Origin of the sequence: Longimicrobium sp. (genome assembly GCA_036389795.1) — a bacterium.
Classification (GTDB): domain Bacteria; phylum Gemmatimonadota; class Gemmatimonadetes; order Longimicrobiales; family Longimicrobiaceae; genus Longimicrobium.
Genome location: DASVWD010000059.1, coordinates 38,641 through 62,421 on the forward strand (window position 1 = coordinate 38,641; position 23,781 = coordinate 62,421).

General features: G+C 72.6%; 19 protein-coding genes. 5 read left to right on the plus strand and 14 right to left on the minus strand.

The annotated features are described in order from the left end of the window. The first annotated feature begins 25 nt into the window (after positions 1 to 25). Positions 26 to 232, plus strand: a complete 207-nt coding sequence (locus VF746_07355) for a hypothetical protein (protein HEX8692217.1) — start codon at positions 26 to 28, stop codon at positions 230 to 232. A 286-nt stretch (positions 233 to 518) separates the two neighbouring features. Beyond that, on the plus strand, positions 519 to 704 hold the full coding sequence (locus VF746_07360; protein HEX8692218.1) for a hypothetical protein: 186 nt from the start codon (positions 519 to 521) through the stop codon (positions 702 to 704). 103 nt (positions 705 to 807) lie between these two features. On the opposite strand, the gene VF746_07365 is transcribed toward VF746_07360, so the two are convergent. From VF746_07365 to VF746_07380, 4 genes are all read right to left on the minus strand, one after another. Next, complete coding sequence (locus VF746_07365; GenBank protein HEX8692219.1) at positions 808 to 1,920, minus strand: saccharopine dehydrogenase NADP-binding domain-containing protein; 1,113 nt, start codon at positions 1,918 to 1,920, stop codon at positions 808 to 810. A gap of 20 nt (positions 1,921 to 1,940) precedes the next feature. Then, positions 1,941 to 2,924: a hypothetical protein gene (locus tag VF746_07370; protein ID HEX8692220.1), complete on the minus strand. Its 984-nt coding sequence runs from the start codon at positions 2,922 to 2,924 to the stop codon at positions 1,941 to 1,943. Positions 2,925 to 3,105: 181 nt separating this feature from the next. Continuing rightward, entirely contained in the window at positions 3,106 to 5,208 is a 2,103-nt protein-coding gene (locus VF746_07375) for an acylase (protein ID HEX8692221.1), read from the minus strand. A 154-nt stretch (positions 5,209 to 5,362) separates the two neighbouring features. Then, positions 5,363 to 6,376: a hypothetical protein gene (locus VF746_07380; GenBank protein ID HEX8692222.1), complete on the minus strand. Its 1,014-nt coding sequence runs from the start codon at positions 6,374 to 6,376 to the stop codon at positions 5,363 to 5,365. A gap of 186 nt (positions 6,377 to 6,562) precedes the next feature. On the opposite strand from VF746_07380, the gene VF746_07385 reads away from it, so the two are divergent. Together VF746_07385 and VF746_07390 are read left to right on the plus strand one after the other, a co-directional pair. Beyond that, positions 6,563 to 8,446: a CocE/NonD family hydrolase gene (locus VF746_07385; GenBank protein HEX8692223.1), complete on the plus strand. Its 1,884-nt coding sequence runs from the start codon at positions 6,563 to 6,565 to the stop codon at positions 8,444 to 8,446. A 298-nt stretch (positions 8,447 to 8,744) separates the two neighbouring features. Further along, on the plus strand, positions 8,745 to 9,518 hold the full coding sequence (locus tag VF746_07390; protein HEX8692224.1) for an SDR family oxidoreductase: 774 nt from the start codon (positions 8,745 to 8,747) through the stop codon (positions 9,516 to 9,518). Positions 9,519 to 9,537: 19 nt separating this feature from the next. On the opposite strand, the gene VF746_07395 is transcribed toward VF746_07390, so the two are convergent. The 10 genes from VF746_07395 to VF746_07440 form a co-directional block, all read right to left on the minus strand. Continuing rightward, entirely contained in the window at positions 9,538 to 9,981 is a 444-nt protein-coding gene (locus tag VF746_07395) for a nuclear transport factor 2 family protein (protein ID HEX8692225.1), read from the minus strand. A 323-nt stretch (positions 9,982 to 10,304) separates the two neighbouring features. After that, positions 10,305 to 12,254 carry a M3 family metallopeptidase gene (locus tag VF746_07400; protein ID HEX8692226.1) on the minus strand — a complete coding sequence of 650 codons (1,950 nt, stop codon included), beginning with the start codon at positions 12,252 to 12,254 and terminating at the stop codon, positions 10,305 to 10,307. Positions 12,255 to 12,403: 149 nt separating this feature from the next. After that, positions 12,404 to 14,992 (minus strand): serine hydrolase, encoded by a 2,589-nt coding sequence (locus VF746_07405; protein HEX8692227.1) that lies wholly within the window; start codon positions 14,990 to 14,992, stop codon positions 12,404 to 12,406. A gap of 511 nt (positions 14,993 to 15,503) precedes the next feature. Beyond that, entirely contained in the window at positions 15,504 to 16,262 is a 759-nt protein-coding gene (locus VF746_07410; protein HEX8692228.1) for a LytTR family DNA-binding domain-containing protein, read from the minus strand. Then, positions 16,259 to 17,407, minus strand: a complete 1,149-nt coding sequence (locus tag VF746_07415) for a histidine kinase (GenBank protein ID HEX8692229.1) — start codon at positions 17,405 to 17,407, stop codon at positions 16,259 to 16,261. The genes VF746_07410 and VF746_07415 overlap by 4 nt, the downstream gene beginning before the upstream one ends. 163 nt (positions 17,408 to 17,570) lie before the next feature. Further along, positions 17,571 to 18,137 (minus strand): PIN domain-containing protein, encoded by a 567-nt coding sequence (locus tag VF746_07420; GenBank protein HEX8692230.1) that lies wholly within the window; start codon positions 18,135 to 18,137, stop codon positions 17,571 to 17,573. Then, positions 18,134 to 18,616 carry a helix-turn-helix domain-containing protein gene (locus tag VF746_07425; protein HEX8692231.1) on the minus strand — a complete coding sequence of 161 codons (483 nt, stop codon included), beginning with the start codon at positions 18,614 to 18,616 and terminating at the stop codon, positions 18,134 to 18,136. Before VF746_07425 ends, VF746_07420 begins: the two co-directional genes overlap by 4 nt. Before the next feature lie 206 nt (positions 18,617 to 18,822). After that, positions 18,823 to 20,463: an ATP-binding protein gene (locus VF746_07430; protein ID HEX8692232.1), complete on the minus strand. Its 1,641-nt coding sequence runs from the start codon at positions 20,461 to 20,463 to the stop codon at positions 18,823 to 18,825. A 1-nt stretch (position 20,464) separates the two neighbouring features. Further along, positions 20,465 to 21,985 carry a circadian clock protein KaiC gene (gene kaiC, locus VF746_07435; protein HEX8692233.1) on the minus strand — a complete coding sequence of 507 codons (1,521 nt, stop codon included), beginning with the start codon at positions 21,983 to 21,985 and terminating at the stop codon, positions 20,465 to 20,467. Beyond that, on the minus strand, positions 21,982 to 22,287 hold the full coding sequence (locus VF746_07440; GenBank protein ID HEX8692234.1) for a circadian clock KaiB family protein: 306 nt from the start codon (positions 22,285 to 22,287) through the stop codon (positions 21,982 to 21,984). Before VF746_07440 ends, kaiC begins: the two co-directional genes overlap by 4 nt. Positions 22,288 to 22,854: 567 nt before the next feature. Between VF746_07440 and VF746_07445 the strand changes: the two genes are divergently transcribed. Further along, a complete protein-coding gene (locus VF746_07445; protein ID HEX8692235.1) occupies positions 22,855 to 23,721 on the plus strand; it encodes a DNA/RNA non-specific endonuclease in 867 nt (288 codons plus the stop codon). The last annotated feature ends 60 nt before the right edge of the window (positions 23,722 to 23,781 follow it).

Genomic DNA, 23,781 nt, shown 5'->3' on the forward strand with positions numbered 1-23,781 from the left:
GTCCACACGAATCCGGAGGCTCCCGATGCACGAGGCCAGCCGGCGGATCATCGCGCAGATCCTCTCACCCTCCGGCCCCGTGCCTGGCGCCGGGGCGGCCCCGGGGCCCGAGGCGCGCCCGTTCACCATCGCGCAGATCATCGATCCCAGGGGCCCGAGCGAGCTCGCCGCCGAGGTGGTCGTACGCGTGGACACCGTCTCCATCCTCCCGCCCGCGCCCGAGCCGGTGTGAGGAGTTGGCTGCTCCGTCCGTTCCACTGATCGGGTAAAGCGAAAGGCCCCCGCGGCGAGCTCCGTCGGGGGCCTCTTTGCTTCGCTGATCCGCCGTGGCTGCCCCGATCGGCCCGCATCGCGACGAGCTGACGCCGAGCGGGCTTCGTGCGTGTGCTCCGCTGATCGCGCGGTATCGTGCACTTCGTGCCGTGGCGTGGCTCGTGCGTCGTCCCGCCCGATGCGAGCGGCTCGCCTGCCGCCGAGCCGGCCCTCCGCGACTCACCCCCCGCAGACAGGAGGTCCCCATGCGCAAGCTCACGCTGTCGCTCGACGCCCTGCACGTCGATTCGTTCGACACCGGCACCGTTCCGGGGCCGGGCGGCACGGTTCGCGGCCACGACTCGCGCATCACCGAGTTCTGCAACACGCGCAGCTGCCTGCCGTGCCAGATCGTGGTCCTCGCCGACGACCCGGAGAAGCCGGCCGAGTAGGTCCGGGCGTCGGAATCATCGGGAGATGAAAAGCGCGTGGACGCCGCCGGTCGCGTCCACGCGCACTGCTTTTCTTCCGCTCACCCGCTTCGTCTGAATCGGCCTACTCCACGTCCTCGCGCTCGACGCCTTCCAGCTCCAGCACCCAGTCGGGGCCGTAGGCGAGGGAGGGGGTCTGGAAGCCGGGAGGGGCCTGGCCGGCTAGCACCTTCCGCACGATCTCCACGCTGGTCATGGCGGTGAGGGTGTAGCCCTCGGGGGTGCGCATGCGCGAGACGGCGCGGCGCGCTTCCGCGTCCTCCACCTCGCCCCAGAGCAGGCTCCCGCCGCTCGCGCGCTCGGCCTCGGTGGGCCCCGGCTTCCCCTTGCGGATGCGGCCCTTGAGGAAGCGCTGCACCGGGCCCGAGCCCAGCAGCCACCCCAGGCGCCGGCTGGCCACCATCAGCCGCCGCTGGGACGCCGGCACCCGCGTGTACACCTCGATGTCGGGGATGCCGGTGCTGTGGTACGCCGTCGACACGTCGCCCCAGGGGATGGTGGTGACGCTCACCGGGCCGCGCCCGAAGTCGACCGTGCGCGCCTTCCACGCCGCCGGCACGGGGGTGATGCGCCCGCCCCGGCGCACGGCCCCGCCGCGCTGCACGTTCTCCACCATGGTGGTCGCCGTGCCGCGCGAGAGCCCGCCGCCCAGCGCCCGGAAGGCCAGGCGGAGGCGGACGGCCGAGGGGAGGCGCCGCTTGAGGTGCGCCGCCAGGCAGTCCGACGGCACCACGTCGAACCCCGCGCCGGGAAGGAGCATCACCCCCGCGGCCCGCGCCCGCTCGCCGAGCGCGGCCATGGCCTCGAAGACGGCGATCTCGCCCGTGATGTCCAGGTAGTGCGTGCCCGTGCGCAGGCAGGCCTCGGCCATCGGCGCGGCGGTGTGCGCGAAGGGGCCGGCGGAGTGGAGCACCACCGGCACCTCGCCGAGCGCCGCGTCCAGCGCCGCCCGGTCGTCGAGCGCGAAGGCCCGGTGCTGGAGTCCCAGCTCGGCGGCGTGCGCGGCCACCTGATCGCGGTCGCGCCCCGCCAGCAGCGGCCGCAGCCCCGCGTCCACGGCGCGCCGGGCGATCAGGCGGCCCGTGTAGCCGTAGGAGCCGTAGAGGAGGAAGTCGGCGCCCCCGCGCGCTTCCGGGCCGGCGGGTGCGGCCGGGGCGGGGTCTCTGGCGTCGGACACGGGCGCTCCTTGCGATGGGCTCAGGGGCCGCGGAAGCGGGCGAGGGCGGCGGCGGGATCGGCGGCGTCGACGCGGCTCCAGCCGGACTCGGCCAGGGGCGGCGCGGCGCGCCAGTAGCGGCGCACCGCCTCGGGCGCCCGCGTCCACGCCGCGAGCCGCCCGGGGACGCGGGAGGCCGGGACGATCTCGGAGCGGCTGTAGCTGCTGGAGTGCCCGTCGCTGCACGCGTAGCACGCCCCGGCGGTGAACTGGTAGGCCACCTCCAGCTCGCCGGCGGGCGTCCAGCGGGCCTCCACCTCGGTGAGGTCCACCGCGTCGGCGGGGCTGTCGCGCATCTCCTCCGCCCGGTTCAGCCGCGCGCGGGCCGCCTCGCCCTCGCGCGCCAGCGCCGCGGCGGCCTCGGCGCTGTCCAGGAGCGCCACCCGCGCGCCGCTCGCCAGGTCGTAGACGGCGGCTTCGACGCCCAGGGAGCCGTGCGCGCCACACGCGAAGACGTCGGTGCGCGTCTCCACGAACAGGTACGGGCCGGCGCCCGCGAGCGGTGTGGCCCACTGCTCCGGCGGCGCGATCTCCAGGCTGTCGGCGTTGGGCGCGTCCAGCACCCGCACGCGCCGCCCGCCGAGGAGGTCGACCAGGTCCACGGTGGCCACCTCGGCCCGGGCGGGGCACTGCGCGCCCTCGGCGTACTCCTTCTCGCGCAGGCACTCGCAGTCGAGCCCCGTCGTCATCTGCTTCCCTTCCGTCCACCTCCACACCCCGCCGCCCCCGGCCACGAAGACGCCCGGCCGCCGCGCCACCACCCGCCCCTCGCCGTCGATCCAGGCGGTCTCGGCCGCGTGCGCGCTGTCGGCGGACCAGACGAGGTACGCCTCGGAAGACGCGCGGGCGGCGTCGCCGGGAGACTGGAACGCGGAGGCGGCGCCGGGCGCCGCGCCGTCGGAAGCCTGCTCGGAGGTGCAGGCGGCGCAGGCCAGCAGGAGCGCCGGGGCGAGGCGACGGAGCATGCAGGTGCGACGGGTGGAGGAGGACCGGAAGGCGGCGACGCGGGCAATGTAGGCGCGACGCCGCGCGGGCTCAATGTCTCGCGCAGGATCGGCAGAGGCAGCAGAGGAACCCCTGAAGTCCTCTGCTACCTCTGCTTCCTCTGCGTGAGGCTTTGTTGTTTCGCACTTCGCACTTCGCACCTTATGGCCCCCGCCGGATCGGCGTCGCCTCCTCCAGGTTCGCCTCCACCTCGGCGCGGGTGCGCCAGACGGGGCGCATCTCCCGGGCGGCGATCAGGCGGAGCTGGTCGCCGGCGTGCTTCGAGCCCGGCTGCGAGGCGTTGCCGTAGCTCAGCACGGCGCGGGCGCGGGGGCCGGCCGGGGTGAACTCGACCGCGGCCACGTAGGTGTCGCCGGCGGCGGCGCGGAAGGGGCCCTGCTGCGTCTGCGCGTAGCCGATCACGTGGAAGACGCCCAGCGGGTCGCCGGGGGCGCCGTTGCCGGGGATGCCCTCGGCCAGGACGTTGGCCTCGCCCCAGGGCACGTCCAGCGCGCCGAAGCGGGCCTGCACCATCCCCGCCACGCGCTCCAGCGCGGCGACGGCCGCCCTGGGGTCGGCCAGGCCGTCGGGCGTGGCGACGGGCCGGTAGGCGCTCCAGGGGACGGCGAACCCGCGTGGGTCGTCGGGGATCTGGTTGAACGAAGTGAGCGCCCAGATGGCGAAGAGCACCCCGCCGCGGCTGCCGGCGTCGGCCGTGCGGTCCCAGCGCTCCAGCACGTCGGCGGCCTGCGCCGCCAGCGGCCGGCCCGAGGAGCGCGCGGCGGGGATCAGGTCGTCGAGGAGGCGGTCGGCCAGCTCCATCCGGTTGGAGTGGCGCATCGCCAGCAGCTCGTCGAAGGTGATGCTCGAGTCGGCCAGCAGCATCCTGAGGCCCCGCTGCTCGCGGAAGTTGACGAACCGCGGCGCCAGCCACGCCGGGAAGCGCCCCGGGTCCAGCGGCGACGGGACGGTGGCGAACCAGGGCGGGCTGTTGGAGTTCTGCACGAAGCCGCTGGGAGGATCGACGATGCGGGGCAGGCGGTCGTAGGGAAGGATGTGCCGCCAGAGCAGCGCCGAGGTGTCGCCGCGGACGGCCTTCTGCCAGAAGGCGAAGTCGCCGGAGGGGCGCACGGGGACGCGGCCGTTGAAGAGGTAGAGCACGTGCCCGTCGCGGTCGGCGTAGACCACGTTGAACATCGACAGCTGCAGCCGCCGCAGCGCCTCCTCGAACTCGGCCAGCGAGCGGGCGCGGCCCATGTCCCACCACTGCCGCAGCACGCCGCCCTGCCCCAGCTCGGGGGTGGCCACCGCCAGCGCCGTGCCGTCGTCCATCCGCACCACGGGGCCGTGCTCCGAGCGGCGGATCACGAGCGGCTCCTCGCGCACGGTGCCGTCGGGCTGGCGCACCTTGAGCGACTGCCGCTCGGTCTCGAAGGCGCGCACACGGCCGTCGAAGCGGTAGCCATCCCCGGAGAGGGTGAGGCGGTAGACGTCGAACGCGTCGATGGTGTTGACGGTGTGCGACCACCCCAGCCGGTCGTTGAAGCCGATGGCGATCACGGGGATCCCGATCAGCGTGGCGCCGGTGACGTCGACCCCCGGCGCGGAGAGCTGCGCCTCGTAGAAGCGCATCAGGTCCAGCGTCCACGGCAGGTGCGGGTTGGCCAGCAGCATGGCGTGCCCGCTCGCCGAGCGGCGCGGCGAGATCGCCCACGCGTTCGACCCGGGGGCGGCGCGGGGCGGGCTCCCGTCGAACCCCATCACCATCGGCTCTCCGCCGGTGACGGAGAGGAAGGTCAGCAGCACGCGGTGGCTGTGCGCCAGCAGGTCGGCCGCGGTGACGGGGAGCACGGCCTCGACCGAGTCGGCGATGCGCTCGGGGTGCGCCCGCGCGTAGGCGTTCGCTCCCGCGGCGAAGGCCTCCAGGTAGCGCCGGAACTCGGCCGGCTGCTCGGCCAGCTCGGCGCGCGCCGCGTCGGGGATCTTCATCGTCCGCACGAAGCGGTCGGACTCCAGCCAGCGCGCGCCCCAGTACTCGGCGGCCCGGCCGCGCGCCTGGCCGTAGAGGCGCAGCACCGCGTCGCCGTGGCTGTGCATCTGCGCCCAGCCGAAGCCCCACCCCAGGTCCTCCACGCTGCTCGCGAAGACGTGCGGGACGCCCCAGGTGTCCCAGAGGACGCGGGATTCCTCCCGTCCCTGCGCGGAGGCGGAGGTCGTGCAGACGAAGGCGAGCGCGGCGGCCGCGGCGGTGAGGAGGCGTCGCATGAGACCGGGTCGGATCAGGTCGGTGAAGGACAGGCCCACAAGACAAAGAGCCCGCCGTCTCCGGTTCTCCGGAGACGGCGGGACGCAATCTAGGCGGCCGCTCGCGCTTCCTGCAAACGCCTGGATCGACGCCGCGGTGGGAGACGACCGGCCGCTACGGCGCCCGGAAGCGCGCCAGGGCGGCGGCGCGGTCGGGGGCGTCCACGCGGCTCCAGCCGGAGCGGGCGCCGGGCGGGGCGCTCTGCCAGTAGCGGCGCACCGCCTCGGGCGCGGTGGTCCACTCGGCCAGGCGCTTCGGGAGGACCTTCGCGGGGATCACGGCGGAGCGGGTGTAGCTGCCGGCGAGCCCGTCGCCGCAGGCGTAGCAGGCGCCGGTGGTGAACTGGTACGCCACCTCCAGCTTCCCGGCCGGCGTCCAGCGCGCCTCCACCTCGGTGAGGTCCACCACCTCCACGGGGCGCGGGTCCTCCAGGTCGGCGTCCTCCTCGATCATCCGGCGGATGGCGTCGGCGCCCTCGCGCGCGGTGGCTGCTTCGGCCTCCACGCTGTCCATCATCTCCACCCGGGCGCCGAGGAGCAGGTCGTACACCTCCGCGTCGACGCCGTGGAAGCCGTGGGCGCCGCACGAATAGGTATAGGAGTCGCTCTCGGTGAACAGGAAGGGGCCCACGCCCGCCAGCGGCGCCGAGGACTGCTCCGGCGGCTCGATGCCCAGGGTGTCGGCGCCCGACATGGTGTCCAGCACCCGCACGCGCCGCCCGCCCAGCAGGTCCACCAGGTCCACCACGGCCACGTCGGCCTCCCTGGTGCAGCGCCGGTAGCTCGCCTGCTCGTCGTCCGTGAACTCCGTCTCGCGCAGGCAGTCGCAGTCGATCCCCTTCGTGCGCTCCTTCTCCTCGCGCCACGCCCACAGCCCGCCGCCCGCGGCCACCAGCACGCCCGGGCGGCGCGCCACCTCCCGGCCCTCGCCGTCGATCCAGACGGTGGTGGCGGGGGCACCGGCCGAGTCGGCGGACCAGACCAGGTAGGCCTCGCCGGTCGCGGAAGCGGCGGCCGCGTCGGAGGGCTGGAAAGCGGACGCGGCGCCGGGCGCGGCGCGCTCCGGCGGCTGCTCGGAGACGCAGGCGGCCGAAGCCAGGAGCAGGGCGGGGAAGAGGCGGCGGATCATGGGTCGCGCGGGTGGTAGGGAGGGGGAGGAGCGGCGGCGGACGGGCTGGAGGGACAAATGTAGCCGGAAGCGCGCGCCGCTTCAATGCTTACGTCCCCGGCGAAACAAAAGTCTTGCCTCGGGTGCGTTCGCTCCGCATCTTCCGTCCATGTGCTGAAATTTCAACACTTCGTCCCCGGACCTCCCATGCGACTCGTCTCCCGGCTCCTCCCGGCCGCCGCGGCCCTCCTGCTGGTCCCCCTCGCGATCCGTCCCGCGCCGGCGCAGGACGTCGACTCGCTCTGGACGCGCGAGCACTACGTCAAGCGCGAGGTGCGCATCCCCATGCGCGACGGGGTGCACCTGTTCACGGCCGTCTACCTGCCGAAGGACTCGTCCACGCGCCACCCGATCGTCCTCCGGCGCACGCCGTACCGGGTGCCGCCCTACGGCGAGGAGCGCTTCGTCACGCCGGGCGGGGCGCTGCTGCAGTTCATGCGCACCAACTGGATCGTGGTGTTCCAGGACGTGCGCGGGCGGGGGATGTCGGAGGGGACGTGGGAGAACGTGCGGCCGCAGCTCACGGGGACGCCGGGCCCGCGCGACATCGACGAGAGCACCGACACCTGGGACACCGTCGACTGGCTGGTGAAGAACCTCCCCGGCAACAACGGGCGGGTGGGGATGTACGGCGTCTCCTACCCCGGCTTCTACACGGCGCTGGGCGGGGTGAACCACCACCCGGCGCTCCGCGCGATCTCGCCGCAGGCGCCGGTGGCGGACTGGTTCCTCGGCGACGACTTCCACCACAACGGGGCGCTGTACCTGGCGCACGCCTTCCACTACTTCTCGGGCTTCGGCCGGCCGCGCCCGGCGCCCAGCCCGAATCCCCGGCCGGGAATCGACATCGGGACGCCCGACGGCTACCGCTTCTTCCTGGAGCTGGGGCCGCTGCCGAACGTGAAGGCGCGCTTCTTCGGCGACTCCATCGACTTCTGGGACCGCATGACCGAGCACCCCAGCTACGACGACTGGTGGAAGGCGCGCAGCATCCTCCCCCACCTGCGCCGGATGCCGCCGGCGGTGCTCACCGTGGGCGGGTGGTTCGACGCGGAGGACCTGTACGGCCCGCTCAAGGTCTACGAGCACACCGAGCGGCAGAACCCGGGGATCGCCAACCACCTGCTGATGGGCCCCTGGTGGCACGGCGGGTGGGGCGCGGAGGTGGAGGCGATCGGAGCGGTGCGCTTCGGGGCGACCACGCCGTTCTACGAGGACAGCATGATGGTCCCCTTCTTCCGCCACCACCTGGACGGCGGGCCCGACCCGCGCCTGGCCGAGGCCACGGTGTTCGAGACGGGGACCAACGTCTGGCGGCGCTACGACGCCTGGCCGCCGTCGGGCCGCCGGCCGCGCGCGCTCTACCTCCACGCGGGCGGGCGGCTGGGCTGGGACGCGCCTCGCGCCGCGGCGGGCGCGGCCGCCTACGACGAGTACGTGAGCGACCCGGCCCACCCGGTCCCCTACACCGGCACCATCGCGCCGGGGATGACCATCGAGCACATGGTCGACGACCAGCGCTTCGCGGCGACCCGGCCCGACGTGCTGGTCTACCGGACGCCCGTGCTGACCGAGGACGTGACCGTGGCCGGGCCGATCACGGTGACGCTGCACGTCTCCACCTCGGGGACCGACTCGGACTGGGTGGTGAAGCTGATCGACGTCTACCCCGACAGCACGTCGGACCCGGACCCGAACCCGACGGGCGTGCGGCTGGGCGGCTACCAGCAGCTCGTGCGCGGCGAGCCGTTCCGGGGCCGCTTCCGCAACTCCTTCGAGCGCCCGGAGCCGTTCGTCCCGGGGCGCCCGGCGAAGGTGGAGTTCGTGATGCCGGACGTGAACCACGCCTTCCGGCGCGGGCACCGCATCATGGTGCAGGTGCAGAGCTCGTGGTTCCCCTTGGTGGACCGCAACCCGCAGACGTTCGTGGACATCTACCACGCCCGCGAGTCCGACTTCCGCAAGGCCACGCAGCGGGTCTACCACTCCGCGGCCATGCCGTCGCGGGTGACGCTGGGGGTGATGAACTGAGAGTGCGAGGTGCGGGGGGCCCTCACCCGGCGCCGCTACCGCGTCGCCACCCTCACCCAACTTCGGGAGAGGGTACTCGACGGATCTGGTGCGGTAAGGCAGGTCCCGCGCTTTGTTCTCCCTCCCACCGCGCAGCGGGGGGAGGGCCGGGAGGGGGGCTCCCCGCCGCTGCACCGAAGCCGGTCGAAGCGCGCCGAGCAGTGGTGTTCCAATCAGACCCTGAGCGATAATCTCCTGGGGCTCGTGGGCGACCACGGGCCTCGGGTGCGTTTGGTGAACGGCGGATCACGGGAGAGCGATGACGGGGGAAGAGCGCTGGAGCCTGCGCGGGCGGGCGGCGGTGGTGACGGGGGGGACGGAGGGGATCGGGCGCGCCGTGGCGGAGGAGATGCTGCGGCTGGGCGCCTCGGTGCTGGCCGTCGCGCGGAACGCGGAGCGGCTGGACGAGCGGGTGGAGGCGTGGCGGGCGGAGGGGCTGGACGCCTTCGGGCTCCCCCTGGACCTGGCGGAGCCCGGGGCGGGCGCGGTGCTGGCGGAGCACGCGGAGGGGCGCTTCGGGCGGCTGGACGCGCTGGTGAACAACGTGGGGACCAACATCCGCAAGCGGACGGTGGAGTACACGCCCGAGGAGTACGACCTGCTGCTGCGGACCAACCTCACCTCGGCGTTCGGGCTGTGCCGCGCGGCGTACCCGCTGCTGAAGCGCTCAGCGGACGCCAGCGTCGTCAACGTGGCCTCCGTGGCGGCGCTCACCAGCGTGGGAACGGGGGCGCCGTACGCCATGACCAAGGCGGCGCTGGTGCAGCTGACGCGCTACCTGGCCGTGGAGTGGGCGCCCGATCGCGTCCGCGTGAACGCCGTGGCCCCGTGGTACATCCGCACCCCGCTGGCCGCGCCGGTGCTGGCCGACGAGGCGCGCCTGGCGAAGATCCTGGCGCGCACGCCGATGCAGCGCGTCGGCGAGCCCGAGGAGGTGTCGGCGCTGGTGGCGTTCCTCTGCATGCCCGGCGCGTCGTACGTCACCGGGCAGTGCATCGCCGTGGACGGCGGCTTCACCTCCTACGGGCTGTGACGCTCCCGCCGCTGCCGGATCAGCCCGCCGGCCGCGGCTTGAGCTCCCAGAGCACGTTGACGATCACCCAGCGGCCGTTGTAGCGGGCCAGGTGCAGGTAGTCCACCCAGCCGCTCATCATCACGCGGGCGCTGGCCGCGTTCTCGAAGACGTCGAGGATGCGCACGTCCGCCTGGCGCTCGCCGGCGGGGGTGTCGCTGCCGCCGCCGCTCCTGGTGCCCAGCACCAGCGTCATGGCGCCCATCTGGTCCAGCCGGCTGCGCCCCTGGTCGTTGGTCCTCACGATGCGCTTGGCCAGCTCGGGGTGCACCGCCCGCTCCATGCGCGCGGCGTCGGCCGCGTACCACCCTTCGGCGTAGTCGAGCGCCGCCTGCCGGATCGCCGCCGAGTCGGCCGCCGTCTGGGCCGCCGCGCACACCGGCGCCGCCAACACCATCACGGCGGCGAAGAGAATCTTCCTCACGGGTGTCTCCTGGTTCGAGTGGGTCTGCAACCGGAGACGAAGCTACGCGTCGGCGAGGGAGCGTCCAACCGCGGGGGGACGATTTCGCCGGGAGTGAGGACGGCTGCGCGCGGCCGGGGGATGGGGATCGGAAGATTTCAATCGACATCAGTGGCCGTGAACGTAGCTGCGGCCGCAGGCGACGCGGCGCCCGACCGGGCCGCGCCCCCGACGCGCCGGGTCGACGAGCTTCGCCTGCCTGTCCGGCGCGCGGGCGGCGGCGGAGCGTCGGCCCCCCCCGACGTCGCCGCCGGGTCCGCGGCCGGGCCGGCGGCGCAGCCCGCCTACCGGCCTGCCGCACCGTAGAGCGCCTCGAGCTCCGCCATCCGGCCCTCGATGACACGCCGGGCGCCCTGCACCAGCGCCGGGTCCCTCAGGTCCATGCCGACGTATTCGCGCAGGAGCGCCGACGGCGGCGCGCCGTATCCGCGCCCGAGGAGCGAAAGGTACCGCGGGACGAAGCGCTCCGGGTCCCTGGTGTACGCGTCGAAGTACGCGAGGGCGAGCAACATCGAGTACAGGTAGTTGACGCGGTACAACGGCCACGTGAAGTACTGTCTCGAGTTGACCCACTCCATCGTCTGCTCCCCCCCGGGGTGGAACCAGGTGGAGTAGCGCGATCCGACCGCCTGCATGAGCGCCTCGATCTCGCGAGCGCTCGTGAGGCGCCCGGCCGGGATGCTGTCGTACAGGGCGTCCTCCACGTCGGCTTCGCGGGCCGTCTTGAAGATCCCCGTGGCCTGGTCCAGGAAGCGCTGGAGGTAGTACGTGCGATGCGCGCGGTCGGTCGCGGTGCGGTAGAGGTAGTCGAGCAGCAGCAGCTCGTTGAATCCCGCGAACGATTCCGTGAAGTAGCTGGGACCCCAGGCATAGAACGCCGGCACGCGGTTGCGCGTCATCAGCATGTTCTGGACGGCGTGGCCCCCCTCGTGGACGAGGATGACGACGTCGTCCACGTATCCGTCGTAGCGCCCCTGGAAGAACATGCTCGGATAGCCCACCAGGCCCGTCGAGAAGCCGGGCCGCTGGGCCCGGCCCGGCCGCGGCACCAGGTCGAGGCGCCCGTTGGCCGGGTCGAGCAGCGCGTCGAGCTCGGCGGCGTAGGTGGGTCCCAGGGGCGCCAGCGCGCGGCGCGCCACCTCCCGCGCTTCGGCGAAGGTGAACCGGGGCACCGGCATGCCGGGCTCCGGGATGAGCAGGTCCCAGGTGTGCGCCGTATCGACCCCGGCGACCACCTTCGCGTGCTCCGCGCGCAGCCTCTCGTACCGCCGGTTCGTCTCGGCGATGCTCGCGACCTGCGCCAGGGTCGCCCGCACGTCGCCGGGTGACAGACCGCGCTCCCCGTAGGAATCCTCGCGATAGTCCGCGAAGCCCCGCAGCCGGGACAGCGCGTTGTAGGACTGCACGGTGGAGCGGAGCACGAGGGCGTACGTCTCCTGGTGCCGCGCGAGGCCGGCCTTGCCGAGGCGGAATCCCGCCTCGCGGACGGCGCGGTCCGGGTGCTGGGCGATGGTCAGCCACTGCGTGCCCACGGAGAGCGGCCCGGTGGGGGTGGAGACCGTGCCGAAGTCGGTCTCGCTCGACAGGCGCGCGAAGAGCGGCGCCTGCCAGCCGACCAGTGCCGGCGCCACCTGGCTCTCGGCAAGGCGCCGGTCGACCTCCGCGTTCCGGCGGGTGTCGCGGGCCAGCCGGCGCGCGGCCTCGGCGCGCAGGAACTCCCAGCGCCGGAGCGACGGGTGCGCGGCGGCGAGGCGCCGGAACGCCGGGTCGCCGACCGACATGAGCCGGTCGCCGACCGCGCGCAGGGCGATCCCCAGCGTGTCCGACAGCACCCGCGCCGCGTTGCCGTCGGTCGGCAGGCCGAGGTTCTCGCGCAGGGCGGCGTAGGCGGCGTGCTTGTTCGCCGAGCCCATGAGCGAGTCCGCGTCGGCCAGGAGCCGGTCGAGCGCCGCCGCGTCCCACGGGCCGCCCTCCGCCGCGCGGCGCGCGAGGGCTGCGAGGGCCGACGCCAGCCGGCGCCGATCCGCCTCTTCCGCTTCGGGAGACGGGTAGAAGTTGCGCGCGAGATCGAACTGGTAGCGCGCCGGGTCGTCTCCCCCGAGCGGATCGAAGGCGGGCTGCGACTGGGCCGCTGCGACGGAGGCGCACAGGAGCGCGAGCGGGACGCCCCAGCGGGGCGCGCGCCTTCCGCCGCGCGCCCCGCGACCGGCGATCCACGATGGCTGCTTCACCATTCGGGAAACCCTCCGAGGAATGCCAGGCCGTCCGTCGACACCGATGTGGGCACCTTCAACGCACCGGCGCACTTCGCACTCTCAGTCCAGCAGCGCCCGGAACCCCTCCCCGTGCACGGCCGCCGTATTCATCGACGCCGCGCGGCAGGCTAGGGGCGGCTCGGCGCGCCGCCTTCCTGCGGCACGCTGAGCGTGATGTTGCGAAACTCGATCGGATTCTCCTCGCCCTGCAGCATGATCGGTCCCGGGGCGGCTTCGTCGCCGTCGATCGCGCTCCCGGTGATCCCCGGGACGATCTGGTCGGAGATGACCGTCCTGCCGTTGACCACCACCGTGATGCGGCGCCCCACCATCGTGATGTCGATCGACTGCCAGACGCCGACGCCGAGCCCCGCGTTCTCGCTCGGCACCAGGAACTTGTGCACGGCGCCCGTGGTGTTCCTGGCGGGCATCCGGGTGTCCTGTGTCGTCCGCAGGATCACCCAGTAGCGGCCGCGCGGAAAGATCCCGCTGGCGCCCGGACCCGGGTGCCGGAACTCGGCGTGCAGCTTGAAATCCTGGAATCGCTGCACGGTCATGAGGTTCGCCCCCTCGTTCGCGGTGTTGACGAGGATGCCGTCGCGCACGACCCAGAAGCTCGGGAGCGAGCGGGCGGTCGGCGCGATCGTCCACCCGGACAGGTCCTTCCCGTTGAACAGTGCGACCGGCTCCGTCCACGCCTTCGGCGCGTCGCGAAGCAGGCCCGGTGCGCGCCTGCCCACGAATGCCCGCATGACTCCCGCGGGGTACACGAGCGTGCCGATGAGCGAGTCGCCGGCTGGACGCACCTCGAAGCGGAGATCGCGCGAAGGCACCTCCCACGACGCCGGGATCAGCTCCCACTCCATGGGAATGCTGAAGCGAGCGACCCCCTCCGTCCGGCTCCAGTCGATCCTCCCGATCGGCCGCGCGCCTCCGATCAGGCCGACGTACCGTCCCACGAGGCCCTCGAACCCCGACCGCTCGATCTCGAGCCACGACGACGAGACGTCGTTGGGTCCCGTGGGGCCCAGCAGCTGGAGGTTCCATCTCCCGAAGGCAGAGTCGGCGAGGAGGGCCTCGACGCCAGCCAGGTCGGGACGCGGAGCCGCCGCGACGGAGGCGCCGGCGCCGGCCTCCCGTGCCATGAACTGGTCGCGACCGATGACGGTCGACAGCGCGAGGGCCGAGTCGCCGCTCGTGGCGAAGACCACGTGTGCGCCGAAGGTCTCGCGCATGGATGGATCGCGCCACTGCACGTAGAACGCGTCGTTGCCGTGAGACTCGAGATCCGCGAGCCGACCCTGGCCCATCTGGAGGGTCAGCGCCGATCCGGCGACCCGGACGTGGACGGGGCCGAACAGCGGGTGGTCGTAGCGCCCCGCGTACGCGGCGAGCGGGAGACGCGGCGGCGCGCTCGCGCGCATCGCCCGCATGGCACGCTCGTTGACCTCGCGCAGGCTGTCGGCGTTCGGTCTGCGCGCGAACGCTTCGCCCGCCCAATCGCGCGGCTCGTAGCCGAGGTAGGTGTCGGCGATGCGGTTCACGAGGGCGAACGGAACCTGCGTCGCGCCCGCCGACGACGTGTTCACGAGCACCACGACGCCCAGCCGATCCTCGGGAAAGAGCGCCATGTACGCGGCCTGGCCGCTGGCCGCGCCGCCGTGCCAGAGTATGCGGTGGCCGCGGTAGTCCGAGATCTGCCAGCCCATCCCGAAGGCGAACACGGTGTCCTGCATCAGCCGCGCGGTGCGAAAGGCCGGCGAGGTCCGCAGGTTCACCTGGACCCGGTGCATCTCGCGCATCGTGGAATCGCTCACGTAGCGCGTGCCGTCGAGCACTCCGTCGTTCAGGTGCAGGCGCATCCAGCGCGTCAGGTCGGCCGCGCCGGACTGGACGGCGTCGGCCGGCGCGGTGGCGCCGCGCCGCGAATCGCGCGGCATCTCCTGCTGCCGGCCCGCGAGCGTCGCGTGGGGCGCGGCGATGTTCGACATCGTCGCCGCCTGCTCGTACGTCCAGGTCGTGCGCGGCAACTGCAGCCGCCGGACGACGAGATCGCGCAGGACCGACTCGAACGGCATTCGCGCGGCTGCCGCGGCGGCCTCACCCGCGACCGTATAGCCGATCGCCGAGGGCACGGCCGTCTGCCGGAAGGGCGCGACGACCCGCAGGTGCCGCATGCGGCGCAGCAGGTCGTCTCGATCGGCCGCCGCGAGCACGGCCATGACGGGCGCGGGGTCCAGGCCGGTGCGATGCGACAGGAAGTCCCGCACCGTCGCCTGGCGGGTGAGGGAGTCCGTGGGCAGCACCAGCGTCGGCAGATGGCGGCGAACGGGATCGTCCCACCGGAGGGCGCCGCGGTCCACGAGCATCGCCGCCGCCGTCGCCGTGAACGAGCTCGTGAGCCCCGCGATGTCGAAGACGGTGCGCTCGTCGACCGGGTCCGGGCTTCCGAGCCGGCGTACGCCGTAGCCTTTCGCTACCAGCGTCGAGTCGTTGCGCACGACCGCGATCGCGAGCCCCGGGATCCGCCATTGCTCGAGCACGTCGGCGACGTAGCGGTCGAGCTCCGCCGGAAATGGAGCGGCCGGCGGCCGGCGCTCCTGTGCGTCGAGGCTCGGCGCCACCGCCGCCGCCAATGCCAGCGCGACGCCCCATCGGGGTGCGCGCCTTCCGCCGCGTGCCGCGCGATCAGCGATCCACGATAGCTGCTTCACCATTCGGAAACCTCCGAAGAATGCCAGGCTATCCCTCAACACCGAGATCGGCGCCTGCAACGCACTGACGCACTTCCTTCGCGCTTCGCACCTCGCACTCTCAGTTCATCAACGCCCGGAACGCCTTCCCGTGAGCACGGCTGGACGTCAGGCGGGCCTCACGGTTGGTCTCCTGGTTCGATGTGGCTGCAACCAGGCACAAGGCTAGGCGGCGGCGAGGAAGCGCCCAATCGCGCGGGGACGAACCCGCCGGGATGGAGGACGGCTGTGCAGGATCGGAGGATGGGGATCGGCAGGCCAGATCGAAGAACAACAACTGCATGTCTCACGCAGAGGAAGCAGAGTCAGCAGAGTCAACAGAGGGATTGTAGTTCTCTGCTGACTCTGCTGACTCTGCGTGAGTCCAGGTTGTTCATCAGATACGCGATACGCACCTTCTATGCACTAACGCACTAACGCACTCCACTTCGCACTTCGCACCCCGCACTTCGCACCCCGCACTTCGCACTCCAGTTCAGTCCATCAACGCCCGGAACGACTCCCCGTGCGCCCGGCTGGACGTCAGGCGCGCGCCGTCGCGCAGGATCAGCACGTACTCGCCGCGGAACCACGGCTCCACGCGCTCCACCGCGTCCAGGTTCACGATCGCCGAGCGGCTCACCCGCACGAAGCGCTCGGGGTCGAGCCGCGCCTCCACCTCCTTGAGCGGCTCGCGGATCAGGTGGGCGGCGCCGCCCTTCGCGTGCAGCCGCACGTAGTTGCGCTCGGCCTCGATCCACTCCACCTGCTCGGCCGGGAGGAAGAAGGCCGCGCCCTGGTCGCGCACCACGAAGCGGCTGGCGTAGCGGCGGCGCCGCTCCAGCCCCTCCAGCAGCGCCACCACCCGCTCGTCGGCCCGCCCCGGCGCGCGCAGGCGGACCCGCTCGGCCGCGCGCTCCAGCGCCGTCGCCAGCCGCTCGGGGTCCACCGGCTTCAGCAGGTAGTCGAGCGCGTTCACCTCGAAGGCGCGGATGGCGTAGGCGTCGTACGCGGTCACGAACACCACCGCCGGCATCTCCGCCGGGCCCACCTCCTCCAGCACGCCGAAGCCGTCCAGCTCGGGCATCTGCACGTCCAGGAACACCAGGTCGGGCCGCAGCTCGCGGATGGCGCGCACCGCCTGGCGCCCGTCGGCGCACTCGCCCACCACCGCCACGTCGGAGCGGCCGGCCAGCAGCATCGCCACGCGCTCGCGCCCGTGCGGCTCGTCGTCCACCACCAGCGCGCGGATCAACGCGCCTCCTCGGGCTGGGGCGCGGCGGCCCACTCCGTGGTGTGGAACGGGAGCAGCACGGTGACCACCGCCCCGCGGCCGGGCGCGTTCGCCAGCGTCAGCTCGTGCTCGGGACCGTAGAGCTGCGCCAGCCGGAGCCGTGTGTTGCGCAGCCCCACCCCCTCGCGCGGCGCGCCGTCGTCGAGCCCCGGGCCGTCGTCGCGCACCTCCAGCAGCAGCGCGTCGTCGTCGCGGCGGGCGCGGATCGCCAGCTCGCCCGCGTCGGAGAGGCGCCCGATCCCGTGGCGCAGCGCGTTCTCCACCAGCGGCTGCAGCAGCAGGTTGGGGACGAGCGCCGCGCGCGCCTCCCGGTCGGCCTCCACCGACACGCGCAGGCGCTCTCCCAGGCGGATCTGCATGATGTCCAGGTAGCGCGCCACGTAGCCGAGCTCCTCCTCCAGCGTCACCTCCTGCGGGGCCGCGCGGTCCAGCGTGTGGCGGAGCAGCTCGCTGAGCCGCAGCACCATGCGGTCGGCCGCCGCCACGTCGCGGTGCATGAGCGTGGAGAGCGCGCTCAGGGCGTTGAAGAGGAAGTGCGGGTGGAGCTGCGCCTTGAGCGCGTCGAGCTGCACGCGCGACAGGCGCGCCTCCAGCTGGCTGGCGCGCAGCTGCCGCTCGTGCAGCTCCCGGTAGTAGCGGATCCCGTGCGCCAGCGCCGCCACGATCCAGTAGGTGAGCAGGAGCGGGAAGAACTCGGCGTACACGAAGTCCAGCAGCGTGCCCCTCTCCACCCAGCCGAGCGCGCGCGCCAGGGGCAGGAAGAGCGCCAGCTTGAGCGGCACGAAGAGCGCGCTCGCCAGCGCGTGCACCGGTAGCGCCCGCCGCCAGCCGCCGCGCTCCAGCGGGAAGCGGCCCGCCAGCCACACGATGGCCGGGGTGAAGACGGCGCACGTGTACCAGTCGAGCAGCGTGTAGCCCAGCACGCGCTCCCAGTCCACCGCGCCATCGCCGAAGCGCATGCGGCTGACCGCGTGCTGGCTGGCCGAGAGCAGCGCCAGCACCGTCCACACCGCGAAGCCGCCCGCCCACAGCCACCCGCGGGGGAAGCCGTGCAGCGGGAGCGTCCGCGCGGGCGCGGCGGCCGTCCGGTGAGCGATGGTGGACATTCCGTCAGGTGGCAGGTTGGCTTATGGGGTCGAATGCTTCCGCTGGCTCCAAGATATCACCCTCCTCCCGCTGCCCTACCCCACCCGGGACGGTACCGCCTTCCGTCCGGACCACCCTCCCCCGTCGCGGGACGATTCCGCTCCACCGCGCGACGACGCGACTTCAGCTGATGGGGAGAAATCGCACCGTCTTCTTCAGCCCCGCCTTGATGAACATTTCCCGGTACCTGGCCGGCGAAAGAGGCGGCCGCGTCAGTCCCCGTCGATGGCTGTCGAGCACCGCCAGAGCATCGTCGCGGTTCGCGGAGATCAGGCCGCCGACGAATGCGTCGGGATGGATCGGCGTGATCCCGAACGGGGCGAGGGTATCGAGCGGGAAGTGCCGCAGATTGAAGGTCACGATACGCTGCGCGCCGGCTGCGATCGCCGCGGCGGCGACGTGCCGGTCTTTCGGATCGATGCCGGCTACCGACTTCTCGTGGCGCCGGTAGCCGAGAACGCGTGCGTCGGGGAACGCCTCCTCCATCGCTCTCCCGGTCCGGTGGATCCGATCCGGTGGGAAGTCCGGGATGTTCACGAGAAGGTTCCGCATCCACTCCTGCTGGATTTCGTCGGTCCAGCGCGGCAAAAAGAGCTCGGCGTCCGCCAGCCGCAGCAGCACGTCGCGCAGGAATTGGCCGTAGAGCACGTTCGCGTCGAGGACGGCGACGAGCGGCTCCCGGGAGCTCACGTCTCCTGCTGCGGCATGGTGGCCTCGTACAGGTCCTGGGTGAGCTCCGTGATCTCGTCCAGCAACTCCTGGCGGCGCTCCCGCTCGCGCTGGAAGGCGAGCACGTCGGCCAGGCGGATGCGGCGGTGCTTGTTGGCCCGGCGGCCGGGGAGGATGCCCGCGTCCACCAGGTTCGCCACGTGGGTGCGGGAGAAGCCGAGCATCCGCGCCGCGACGCCGGTGGACACCTCTTCGGCCGTGGTCACCACCGCCACGGTGTGCCCCTCGGCCAGCTCGCGCAGGATGGTGGCGACCATGCGCGCGAGCGGCGACGACACCTTCACCGGCTTCTGGCCGGGCGCCGAGAACGTGAGCCCCTCCTCGGACGACGCCTGCTCGAGCGCGGCGGCGCTCCGCGCCGCGGCGGCCGTGCTCACCTTCGCCGCGGCCAGGTCGAGCACGTCGACCACGGTCACCTGGTCCTTCAGCGTCATTGTCATCGTCGCCTCTCCGCGCGGCGGTTCCCGTCGAGCGAAGAGTATAGCCGGTCCTCCTTCAAAACGCAACAAACACAACTGCGCGAGACGGCGGGAGCCACAGCACGCCGGCGCGATCGCGTGGGAACCAGGGTACGAAACGAGAGCACCGACCCGGTACGGTCGGGTCGGTGCGCCGTGGAGGCCTGCTGAGCTCGTCGCGCCGCGGATCAGGCCGGCTCGCTCGCCGGGAGCGCGAGGGTGAAGGTGCTCCCGCGGCCGGGGGTGCTCTCCAGGCGCAGCTCGCCGCCCAGCATCTCGGCCAGGCCGCGCGCCACGGCGAGGCCCAGCCCGGTGCCCCCCACCTCGCGGCGGTTCGACTGCTCCACCTGCCAGAACGGCTCGAACACCCGCTCCCGGTTCTCCGGCGCGATCCCCACCCCGCTGTCGGCCACGCGCACCAGGTGGCGCGCCCCCTCGCGCGCGCCCTCGATCACCACCCGGCCGTGGTCGGTGAACTTCACCGCGTTGGTCACCAGGTTGCGCAGCACCTGCCGCACCTTCACCGGGTCGGTCTCCACCCGCGCCGGCTCCTCCTGCAGGCGCACCTCGAAGCCCAGCCCCTTCTCGCGCGCCAGCGGCTCCAGCAGGAGCGCCGTCTCGCGCACCATCTCACGCAGGTCCACCGCCTCCAGGTGCGCCCGCTCGTGGCCCGCCTCCATCCGCGAGAAGGTGAGGATCTCCTCGATCACCCCCACCAGGTGGCGCGCGCTGGCCACGATGCGGTCGAGCTGCTCGCGCTGCCGGGAGTTCAGCGGCCCGGCGAGCCCCGCCTGCAGCAGGTCGGCGTAGCCGGTGATGGCGTTCAGCGGCGTGCGCAGCTCGTGGCTCATGACGGCCAGGAACTCGCTCTTGGCGCGGCTGGCCTCCTGCGCCGCCTCGTAGAGCCGCGCGTTGCTCACCGACATGGCCGCGCGCTGGGCGAAGTCCTCGGCCAGCGCCAGGTCGGTCTTGCGGTAGACCCGCTCGCCGCAGACGAAGGTGATGGCGCCCAGCACCTCGCCGCGCGCCACCAGCGGCACCGCCATCAGCGAGCGGGCGCCCAGCGCGCGGATCAGCCGGGCGTGCCCGGGCCCCTGCGACACGGAATTGACGTACCCCGCGCTCAGCCGGCGGTGGAAGACGGGCCGCCCCGTGCGCAGCGCCTCCGCGCCGGGGAGCGACGAGCCGGCCTGGAGGGGGAACCGCTCGCGCAACTCGGCCAGGAGCGGCTCCTTCTCCGGGTCGGCGTGCGCCACGGCGATGCGGGCCAGGCGCCCGTCGGCCTCCAGCACGTCGATCACGCACCACTCGGCCAGGTGGGGGACGGCCAGCCGGGCCAGCGTCTCCAGCGTCTCGTGGTAGTCCAGCGAGCCGGCCAGCGCCTGGCTCACGTCGGAGAGGAAGCGGGCCCGCTCGGCCTCGGCCTCCGCCTGCTCGCGCCCCGCGCGCTCGCGCTCGAGCTGCAGGCGCCGCTCCTCGGCCTCGCGCCGGTCGGTGACGTCGCGCAGGGAGACCAGGAGGGCGGGGCGGCCCTCCCACTCGATGTGCACCACCAGCAGCTCGGCCGCCACCACCTGCCCGCCGGGGCGCACCACGTCGAGCTCGGCGGTCTCGCCGGCCACCACGGGGAAGCCGAACTGCTCCCCCACCAGCTCGCGCGCATGGCGGCCGAAGAGCCGCTCGGCCGCGGGGTTGGCGAAGCGCACCAGCCCGTCGTCCCCCACGATCACGATGCCGTCGGGGAGGCGCTCGATGATGAGCCGGAGCCGCTCCTCCGCGTCGGGGCGGGCGTGGCGCGGGGGAGCCGCGCCGGGTGCCGCGGTGCTCATCTCACCCTGCGCGCTCGCGCTCCCCCCGCTCGCCGGGCGTCTCGCCGCCGTCCTCCGGCGACAGGAAGGTGACGCTCCCGGAGAGGATCCCGCTCAGGTCCGTGAACCTGCCCTGCACGTGCATCCCGGTGCCGTCGATGGTGAACTCCCGGATGTCGTGGTCGTGCGCCGACCCACGCATCTTCAGTACCGTAAGCGCGCGCCGCATCACGCCGTAGCCCTCCACGTAGCGCAGCAGGACGATGCTGTCGGTGAGGGTGGAGATGTGCTTCTCGGTCACCGACGTCCCCCCCAGCAGCGACGCGGTGGTGGAGGTGAAGAGCCCCGCCGTCTCCTTCTGCTTGAGGAACGAGGTGAGCGAGATCACGAACTCGCGGAAGCTCCTCACGCTGGTCACCCGCTCCAGCGCCGAGAGGGAGTCGACGGCCACGCGCTGCGGCCTGAACTCGGCGATGCGATCGCGCATCTGCACCAGGTGGTCCTCCATGGCCATGGCGTGCGGGTAGGTGTTGACCACCCTGAGCTTGCCGTCCGCCTCCATCCCCGCGAAGTCGAACCCCCAGGCGGCGGCGTTGCGGTAGAGCTGGTCGCGGCTCTCCTCGAAGGCGAAGAGCAGGCTGCGCTCGCCCGCCGCGAAGCCCGCGGCCAGGAACTGCGTGGTCAGGAGCGTCTTCCCCGTCCCGGTGGCGCCGGAGAGGAGGATGATGGAGTCGCGGAAGAAGCCCCCGCCGCACATCTCGTCCAGCTCCCGGTTCCCCGAGCCGATGCGCACGGTGGACGAGCTCTGGGTGAGGGTGATCCCCGACAGCGGGAGCACGATCAGCCCGCGCGGGGTGATGGTGAAGGGGAACTCGCCGCGCTGGTGGGGGGCGCCGCGCACCTTGAGCAGCTCCATGGTGCGCCGCCGCCGCTCGTCGACCAGCAGGTTGCGCAGGATCACCACGTTGTCGGCCACGAACTCCTCGACGCCGTGGCGGCTGATCTCGCCGTACTCCTCGGTGCGCTCGCCGGTGAACACCAGGGTGACGCCCAGGCGCTTGAGCGAGCTGGCGATGCGGAACATCTCGGCGCGTAGGAGCGCGTGGTCCTTGAACTGGACGAAGAGGGCGTTCAGCGAGTCGAGCGAGACGCGGGTGGCGCCCACCTTCCGCACCGCGTGCTCGATGCGCGCCAGCAGCGCCCCCAGGTCGAAGTCGCCCACCACCGTCACCGGCGCTTCGGGGTCGGGCGAGGCGTCCACGAACGCCCACAGGCCGGCGCGCTCCCAGCCGGCGATGTCCCACCCGAAGCTCGACATGTTGCGGCGGATATCGTCCACCCGGTCCTCGAAGGTGACGAACACCCCGGGCTCGCCGCGCTCGACGCCGGCGGCCAGGAAGTGCGCGGCGAACACCGTCTTGGCGCTCCCGGCCGTCCCGGCGATCAGGGTGGCGCGGGTGCGGGGGAGCCCGCCCTGGGCGATGTGGTCGAACCCGGGGATGCCGGTCTCCAGCTTCTCGACGGCCGGTTGCGTGTCGCTCATGGGGTGCTGCCGGGGTGCACGGACGGCCAGCCGGGGAGGAGCCCCAGGCCGGCCAGGACCTTCTCGGAGTCGGAGAGGTCGCCGGTGATCCGCCGCGGCGGGGCCGGCTCTTCCTTGACGACGGTGGGGGTGGTGAGGATCCGCTTCTCTTCGGCCGCGCCCGGCTCGCTGACCACGTCCACCACGTCGATGGCGAAGTCGCCGCGGAGCCGCTCCTCGCAGATGCGCCGCAGGTCGGCGTACGCCTGCTGCGAGCGCGCCGTGTCGCCAGCCACGTACAGGGTGAAGCGGAAGCGGCCCATCGCCAGTCGGTGGGGTGAAGTCGCGCGCCCCCGCGCGGGGGGCTTCCGGCCGAGCCGAAAAGGAAGAGTCGCAGGTGCGGAGGGGCGCCGCAAGGCAAACGGATGGATTTCTTCCGATCTCGTTCAAAGTTTGCATCGGGCGCGGGCCTTTTTCTCCGCGGAACCCTCCGGCGGCTGCGGGCGGTGGGGGACCGGGCGTTCGGGAATGATTTCGTGATTTCGATCACATGCTGGCGCCGCGCGGAGGCCCCCTCCCTGGCACCTGAGGCGCCTGTCCCTCCCCCGCTGCGCGGGAGAGGGACTTCCTCGCTGCGCTCGTGACGGGCGGAACGAGATCTCGCAGGGGCGAGGCATGCCTCGACCGGGCTGGCTCTGTGCGGGGCCTCGCCTTACGCGCGGATGGTCCTGGTGCAGTCCGCGCAGGCGGACCCTGTGTCGTGATAGCCCCCGGTTTCAACCGGTGGCGCGCGTGAGGCGCCACCGCTCGCGCGCTGAGCAGGGCTCAGTTATCTTGCGCCGTCCCCCTTCCCGCCAGCCGGTCCTCCCCAAACCCGACGAGGTATCCGCATGCCGTTCCCCCGCACGTGGGCGCGCGCGCGCCTGTCCCTGGCCGCGCTGGCGGCCACCCTGCCCGCCGCCTGCTCGCCCCTGCTGGCGCCCGACGCAGGGCTGGAAGCTCCCACCGAGCCGTCGCTCTACACCTACCCGAGCGCCATCTACCACAGTCACGTGGAGTTCGGCACGCCGAGGGACGCCAACACCGCGGACGACCTGCTGCTCAGCAAGCGCACGCACTACGTCTCGTACAACTGCGCGAGGGGGCGGCCGAACTGGGTGAGCTGGAACCTGAACAAGACGCACTACGGCGACGCGCCGCGCTCGACCAGCTTCTACTCGGACGCGACGCTACCGAGCGGGTGCTACCGCGTGGTCAGCTCGGACTACACGAACTCGGGGTACGACCGCGGCCACATGGTGCGCAGCGAGGAGCGCACCTGGTCGATCGACGACAACAAGCAGACCTTCCTGATGACCAACATCGTCCCGCAGTACCACGACCTGAACGGGGGGCCGTGGGCCAGGTTCGAGCAGTACCTGCAGGACCTGGCGCAGAACCAGAACAAGGAGATCTACGTGATCGCCGGCGCCACGGGGAACCGGGGGACGCTGAACGGGGCGGGGAAGGTGCAGATCCCCACCTACACGTACAAGATCGCGCTGATCATGCCCTACGGTCAGGGGCTGGCGAACGTCACCTCCACCAGCAGCATCACCGTGATCGCGGTCGACATGCCGAACAACACCGGCATCCTCTCCGCGCCGTGGACCAGCTACACGACCACGGTGGACGACCTGGAGTTCTACAGCGGCTACAACTTCCTGGACAAGCTGCCGGATTCGATCGAGAGCTACTGGGAGGCGAGGGTGTTCTGAAGTGCGTGAGTGCGTGAGTGCGTGAGTGCGAAAGTGCGTGAGTGCGAAAGTGCGAAAGTG

Excerpts from the sequence above, each read along its gene's own strand:
- VF746_07425 (HEX8692231.1), bottom strand. The coding sequence starts at position 18,616 with ATGACAATGACGCTGAAGGACCAGGTGACCGTGGTCGACGTGCTCGAC.
- VF746_07380 (HEX8692222.1), bottom strand. The coding sequence starts at position 6,376 with ATGATCCGCCGCCTCTTCCCCGCCCTGCTCCTGGCTTCGGCCGCCTGC.
- VF746_07375 (HEX8692221.1), bottom strand. The coding sequence starts at position 5,208 with ATGCGACGCCTCCTCACCGCCGCGGCCGCCGCGCTCGCCTTCGTCTGC.
- VF746_07360 (HEX8692218.1), top strand. The coding sequence starts at position 519 with ATGCGCAAGCTCACGCTGTCGCTCGACGCCCTGCACGTCGATTCGTTC.
- VF746_07370 (HEX8692220.1), bottom strand. The coding sequence starts at position 2,924 with ATGCTCCGTCGCCTCGCCCCGGCGCTCCTGCTGGCCTGCGCCGCCTGC.
- VF746_07440 (HEX8692234.1), bottom strand. The coding sequence starts at position 22,287 with ATGGGCCGCTTCCGCTTCACCCTGTACGTGGCTGGCGACACGGCGCGC.
- VF746_07415 (HEX8692229.1), bottom strand. The coding sequence starts at position 17,407 with ATGTCCACCATCGCTCACCGGACGGCCGCCGCGCCCGCGCGGACGCTC.
- VF746_07355 (HEX8692217.1), top strand. The coding sequence starts at position 26 with ATGCACGAGGCCAGCCGGCGGATCATCGCGCAGATCCTCTCACCCTCC.
- VF746_07430 (HEX8692232.1), bottom strand. The coding sequence starts at position 20,463 with ATGAGCACCGCGGCACCCGGCGCGGCTCCCCCGCGCCACGCCCGCCCC.
- VF746_07405 (HEX8692227.1), bottom strand. The coding sequence starts at position 14,992 with ATGGTGAAGCAGCTATCGTGGATCGCTGATCGCGCGGCACGCGGCGGA.
- VF746_07390 (HEX8692224.1), top strand. The coding sequence starts at position 8,745 with ATGACGGGGGAAGAGCGCTGGAGCCTGCGCGGGCGGGCGGCGGTGGTG.
- VF746_07445 (HEX8692235.1), top strand. The coding sequence starts at position 22,855 with ATGCCGTTCCCCCGCACGTGGGCGCGCGCGCGCCTGTCCCTGGCCGCG.
- VF746_07385 (HEX8692223.1), top strand. The coding sequence starts at position 6,563 with ATGCGACTCGTCTCCCGGCTCCTCCCGGCCGCCGCGGCCCTCCTGCTG.
- kaiC (HEX8692233.1), bottom strand. The coding sequence starts at position 21,985 with ATGAGCGACACGCAACCGGCCGTCGAGAAGCTGGAGACCGGCATCCCC.
- VF746_07400 (HEX8692226.1), bottom strand. The coding sequence starts at position 12,254 with ATGGTGAAGCAGCCATCGTGGATCGCCGGTCGCGGGGCGCGCGGCGGA.